Below are 4610 nucleotides of genomic sequence, written 5' to 3' on the forward strand. Positions count from 1 at the left end.
CCCCGATACTGGGCGTATCGGGGTGATCCCGACAACGCGGCGAGCGTGCGTGCCAGGCGTCGCCGGACAGGCGGGACTTTCGAAACACGCCCTAGATCGAGCGGATCACCCGGGCCGGATTGCCGACCGCGACCACGTTGGCGGCAACGTCCTTCGTCACGACGGCTCCCGCGCCGATGACGCTGTTGTCCCCGATGGTCACCCCGGCCAGCACGATCGCGCCGCCGCCCAGCCAGACATTGTCGCCGATCGTGATCGGGCGGGCCGCCTCCAGCTTGTCCCGGCGCGGCTCCGGGTCCACCGGGTGGGTCGGGGTGAGCAGCTGGACGTTCGGCCCGATCTGGCAGTCGCGGCCGATGGTGATCGGGGCCACGTCCAGAGCGGTGAGGTTGTAGTTGATGAACGTGTCCTCGCCGACCGTGATGTACGTGCCGTAGTCCACGTACAACGGCGGCCGGATGTGCGCGCCGGCACCGACAGCGCCCAGGAGCTCGGCGACGACGGGCTGTGCGGCATCGGGGTCCTCGGTGTAGGCCGCCAGATAGCGGGCGGCCAGTCGCACGGCGCGACGCTGGGCCTCCACGATCGCGGGGTCGTCGGCGATGTAGAGGTCCCCGGCGAGCATGCGTTCGTGGTTCGTACGCGGGTCTCCCGCGAAGTGGTCCGTCATGGGTACGATCGTACACTCCAAGGGCGTACGATCGTACGCTCCTGCTGGAACCCTTTTCTGGACTGTCGAGGCCCGCTGTCATGGATGTTGCAACACGCCGCCGGCGTGCCGCCTTGTTCCTCTTCATGCTCGCCGCCGGAGCCGGCATGGCCTCATGGGTGGCGCGCACCCCCGCCGTCAGGGACGGACTCGACGTGTCCACCGGCGCGATGGGGCTGGTGCTCTTCGGGCTGTCCACCGGTTCCATGGCCGGCGTGACCGCCTCCGGCCCGCTCGTACGCCGGTGCGGGGGCCGGGCCGCCATCACCGTCGGTGCGGCGCTGATCGTCGCCGGGCTGCTGGTCGTCGCGGCGGGGACGGGCCTGGTACTGGCGGGCGGGGTCTTCTGCGGACTGGCCCTGTTCGGCGGCGGGATGGGGCTGGCCGAAGTCGCGTTCAACATCGAGGGCGCGGACGTGGAGCGGGTCATCGGCCGCCCCGTGCTGCCGGTGCTGCACGGCTGCTTCAGCCTGGGCACCGTCGTCGGGGCGCTGCTGGGCATGGCGCTGACCGCGGCCGCGGTCCCGGTCGGATGGCATCTGACGGCCGTCTCGGTGCTCGTCGCCGTCGCCGCGGTCGTGGCCGTCCGCGCGATCCCGCACGGCACGGGCAAGGAGGCGGCCGACACCTCCGGACCGGGCGGGTGGCGGGGCCAGCTGACGGTGTGGCAGGACCGGCGGCTCGTCCTCATCGGGCTGATCGTGCTGGCCATGGCCTTCGCGGAGGGGGCGGCGAACGACTGGCTGCCGCTGCTCATGGTGGACGGTTACGAGGTGAGTGCCACCGCCGGCTCGCTGACCTTCCTGGTCTTCGCCTCCTCGATGACGGTCGGCCGCTTCGTCGGCGGCCCCCTCCTGGAGCGCTTCGGCCCTGCCCGGGTCGTGCGCATCAGCGCGGTCGTCGCCGCGCTGGGCCTGGCGGTGGTGATCGTTTCGCCGAGCCCGGCGATGGCGGGCGCCGCCACGGTGCTGTGGGGACTGGGCGCGTCGCTCGGTTTCCCCGTCACCGTGTCCGCCGCGGGCGACCATCCGCACCACGCGGCGGCACGGGTGGGCGCGGTCTCCACCGCGGGCTATGTGGCCTTCCTCGTCGGCCCGCCCGCGCTCGGCTTCCTCGCCGACCACATCGGTCTCCGGCTCACGATGACGGTCGTTCTCGTCCTGCTGGTCGTCGCGTGCGCGCTCGCCGGAGCGCTGGAGACCGGCCGCCGCGCGGATGCGGAGACGGAGCCCGTCACCACCTAAGGTTTTCCACCCCACAACTCGCTGCTGCGGGCGGCCACGACCGCGCCGATCCGCTCCAGCACCTCCCGGGCGGGCAGCGGATCGATGCGACGCCCGTCCCGGAGCCGCAGCGCCACCCGGCCGTCCGCGGCCTCCGCAGCGCCGATGACCGCCTGGTACGGCACCAGCCGGGCCTCCCGGATCCTGGCCCCCAGACTGCCGCGCTCCCGGCCGCCGACCTCCGCGCGCAACCCGAGCGCGAGGCAACGGCGGGCAAGCGCCTGGGCGTTCGGCAGTTCGGCGTCCGACACGGGCAGGATCGCCAGCTGGACGGGGGAGAGCCAGGCAGGGAACGCGCCGCCGTGCTGCTCGATGAGGTGGGCGACGGCCCGCTCCACGCTGCCGATGATGCTGCGGTGCACCATGACCGGCCGGTGCTTCGCGCCGTCCGCGCCGATGTAGTGCAGATCGAACCGTTCCGGCTGGTGGAAGTCGACCTGGACGGTCGAGAGGGTCGACTCCCGGCCCGCCGCGTCCGCGACCTGGACGTCGATCTTCGGCCCGTAGAACGCGGCCTCGCCCTCGACCGCCTCGTACGGCAGCCCGGAGGCATCGAGCACCTCGGTCAGCAGGGCGGTCGAGCGCCGCCACATCCCGGGGGCCGCGACGTACTTCCCGCCCGGCCCCGGCAGCGAGAGCCGGAAGCGGGCCGGATGGATGCCCAGCGCCTCGTACGCCGCGCGGATCATGTCCAGCGCGGCCCGCGCCTCCCCGGCGACCTGGTCCAGGGTGCAGAAGATGTGGGCGTCGTTGAGCTGGATGGCCCGTACCCGGGTCAGCCCGCCGAGTACCCCGGAGAGCTCGGAGCGGTACATGCCGCCCAGCTCGGCCATCCGCAGCGGCAGCTCGCGGTAACTGTGCGAGCGGGAGCGGTAGATGACCGCGTGGTGCGGGCACAGGCTCGGCCGCAGCACGACCTGCTCGGCGCCCAGCTCCATCGGCGGGAACATGTCGTCGCTGTAGTGCGACCAGTGCCCCGAGATCTCGTACAGCTCCCGCTTGCCGAGCACCGGCGAGTACACGTGCCGGTAGCCCGCCAGCCGCTCGGCGGTGCGGATGTACTCCTCCAGGGTGTGCCGCAGGGCCGCTCCGTCGGGCAGCCAGTAGGGGAGCCCCGCGCCGATCAGCGGGTCGGTGTCGAACAGTTCCAGCTCGCGGCCGAGTCTGCGGTGGTCGGGCATGGCGGTCTCCTCGGGTACGGAGGCGAGTGACCGCAAGCAGAAGCCCGGGGCACTCGCCCCGGGGCTTCGGACTGGTCGGAAGTCAGCGCGCCGGGACACTCTCCGGCGTCGTCGTCATCGCAGCGCGCTTGTTCATGCGGGGACGCTAACAGCGGCCCAGGGTCCGTCGCACGGGGTTTTCCGCCGGACGGGCACGGAGGCTCACCCCTTCTTCGCCGAGGCGAGGTGGGCGAACACGACCACGTTGTCCTCGTAGTCCTTGGCCTTCCTGTCGTAGTTGCCGCCGCACGTGATCAGGCGCAACTGGGCATCCGTCGTATCGGCGTAGACCCGCTTGTCGGGGAACTTCGCCTTGCTGAACGTCTCGACGGTGTCGACCTTGAACGTGGCCACCGTGCCGTCCGTACGGGTGATGTCGACCGTCGACCCGGGCCGCAGGAACCGCAGCTGGAGGAAGACGGCCGGGCCGGTCAGCGTGTCGACGTGGCCCGCCACGATCGCCGCGCCGCGCTCGCCGGGAGTCACACCGCCCTTGAACCAGCCGACCAGGTTCGTGTCGTTCGGGGGAGGGGCGTCCAGTCGGCCGGAGGCCCCGATCGACAGCGGGGTGAACGGGGCGTCCACGGCGATGGCGGGGATCTTGAGCCGCTTGGGAACGGAACGGGCCAGTGCGGGCGCGGTGGTGGGTGTGGGAGAGGGAGAAGGGGTGGCCTGGCGGGGAACGGCGGCAGCCGGTGAGGAGGCGGAGGCCCGGGGCACCGGGGTGGCTGGGGCCGACGCTGCGAGCGGGGCGGGTGGTTTGTCGTCGGCCGAGGGGCCGATGGAGTTGTAGATGAGGAGCATGCCGAGCCCGGCCACAGCGGCGGGCCAGAGCAGGGCGCGGCCGAGCGTGACGGTGTCGGAGGCAGTCCGGGAGGAGGAATCGGGCGACTGCGGGGCGGCCATGGGAACGTGCCTTTCGTCCGTGCGGAGCGAGGGGGGAGGTGACGCGGGGCGGGCTTGGTCAGGGCGGCGCCCCAGGGGGAAAACGAAGGCGCCGCGGCCGCCGTCCGGAGGGACGGCGGCCGCGACAGGAATGCGGCCGGCTCGCGGTGCGGCCGGGTCAGGCCATCGCGCCACCCGTCGCCTGACGACGGCGCAGCTTGTAGGCGCCGACCCCGACACCGCCGAGGAGCAGCAGCGAACCGGCTGCCAGACCGCCGCCGGTCATGGCCATCGCGCCACCGCCCGTGTGCACGCCACCGCTGGGCTTGTCCTTCTTCCAGCCCTCGTCGCTCTTCTCGGACTTCTCGCTCTTCTCGGTCTTCGTCGACTTCTCAGTCTTGCCGGCCTCGTCGCTGTCCGGCTGCCACTCCTTGGTGACCGTCATCGACATGGCACCGCCACCGGCGTGCATGCCGCCTTCGGGCTTGTCCTTCTTCCAGTCGTCCTTGCCGC

The 4610-nt window shown here is 72.2% G+C and carries 4 protein-coding genes and 1 pseudogene; 1 reads left to right on the forward strand and 4 read right to left on the reverse strand.

The genetic code is table 11. The features are described from left to right. Window positions 1-91 precede the first annotated feature (91 nt). Complete coding sequence (locus tag ABZ434_RS34410; protein ID WP_359145504.1) at window positions 92-670, reverse strand: sugar O-acetyltransferase; 579 nt, start codon at window positions 668-670, stop codon at window positions 92-94. An 80-nt stretch (window positions 671-750) separates the two neighbouring features. Here ABZ434_RS34410 and ABZ434_RS34415 point away from each other — a divergent pair, with 80 nt between their 5' ends. Continuing rightward, entirely contained in the window at window positions 751-1953 is a 1203-nt protein-coding gene (locus tag ABZ434_RS34415) for an MFS transporter (protein WP_359145507.1), read from the forward strand. On the opposite strand, the gene thrS is transcribed toward ABZ434_RS34415, so the two are convergent. The 3 genes and pseudogenes from thrS to ABZ434_RS34430 all read right to left on the reverse strand — a co-directional run. After that, window positions 1950-3209 carry a threonine--tRNA ligase gene (gene thrS / locus ABZ434_RS34420; RefSeq protein ID WP_359145510.1) on the reverse strand — a complete coding sequence of 420 codons (1260 nt, stop codon included), beginning with the start codon at window positions 3207-3209 and terminating at the stop codon, window positions 1950-1952. The genes ABZ434_RS34415 and thrS overlap by 4 nt on opposite strands. Window positions 3210-3374: 165 nt before the next feature. Then, window positions 3375-4118, reverse strand: a complete 744-nt coding sequence (locus ABZ434_RS34425) for a class F sortase (RefSeq protein ID WP_359145513.1) — start codon at window positions 4116-4118, stop codon at window positions 3375-3377. A 157-nt stretch (window positions 4119-4275) separates the two neighbouring features. After that, window positions 4276-4610 (reverse strand): annotated as a pseudogene (locus ABZ434_RS34430) (hypothetical protein); the annotation flags it as partial.

Origin of the sequence: Streptomyces sp. NPDC005761 (genome assembly GCF_040630635.1) — a bacterium.
In the GTDB taxonomy this organism is placed as follows: Bacteria; Actinomycetota; Actinomycetes; order Streptomycetales; family Streptomycetaceae; genus Streptomyces.

Coding starts and splice junctions, on each gene's coding strand:
- ABZ434_RS34410 (WP_359145504.1), bottom strand. CDS start 670: ATGACGGACCACTTCGCGGGAGACCCGCGTACGAACCACGAACGCATG.
- ABZ434_RS34415 (WP_359145507.1), top strand. CDS start 751: ATGGATGTTGCAACACGCCGCCGGCGTGCCGCCTTGTTCCTCTTCATG.
- ABZ434_RS34425 (WP_359145513.1), bottom strand. CDS start 4,118: ATGGCCGCCCCGCAGTCGCCCGATTCCTCCTCCCGGACTGCCTCCGAC.